1 protein-coding gene is annotated in these 662 nt (G+C 45.9%); it reads right to left on the bottom strand.

All coding sequences use genetic code 11. From position 1 onward, the window contains the following. A partial coding sequence (gene rsgA, locus A3739_RS07765; protein WP_231877041.1) for a GTPase RsgA occupies window positions 1-610 on the bottom strand: 610 nt, incomplete at its 3' end. Between the last annotated feature and the right edge of the window lie 52 nt (window positions 611-662).

Raw genomic sequence — 662 nt, 5'->3', positions numbered from 1 at the left:
TCCCCGGCGTATCCAATAACAACGCACCTTGCGGAAGCGAGATCAATGCGCGTGAAGTGGTTGTATGCCGACCTTTACTGTCATCTTCACGAATACCGCCGGTACTTTGCAGCTGTTCACCAAGCAATGTATTTGCGAGTGTCGACTTACCGACTCCAGAGGAACCTAATAATACAATTGTCTCACCCTCGACGAGCCAAGGCTCAAAGTCTTCATGAGACGCTACATCAAGTGCATTGACGGCTAAGACAGATAAATTCGGATCAATACTTTGTACCTGTGATACTAAAGCCTCAACATTATCAGCGAGGTCTGCCTTTGTAATAACAACCACAGGATCAGCATCCGCTTCATTGACCAAAGCTAAAAAACGCTCAATACGATTTAAGTTGAAATCATGATTCGCCGAACTCACGATAAACGCTGTATCTACATTCGCCGAGATCAACTGCTCTTTCACTTCACTACCCGCAGCCTTGCGTGCGAAACGACCTTTACGTTCAAGCAAACGATGAAAACGATAGGCACTGTTTTGACTACCTTCACTCTCTTCAATCAACAAAAGCCAGCCCCCCACCACAATAGGCGGCATACTTGGAACAATACTCAAGGCAAACGTTTACTCGCCAGTATCTACTAATAACTCCGAGCGGTGTTGTTCA

It is taken from the genome of Oleiphilus sp. HI0067, from assembly GCF_001635735.1.
The sequence above is the reverse complement of the archived record's forward strand: the minus strand, read 5'-3'. Positions and strand labels throughout refer to the sequence as shown.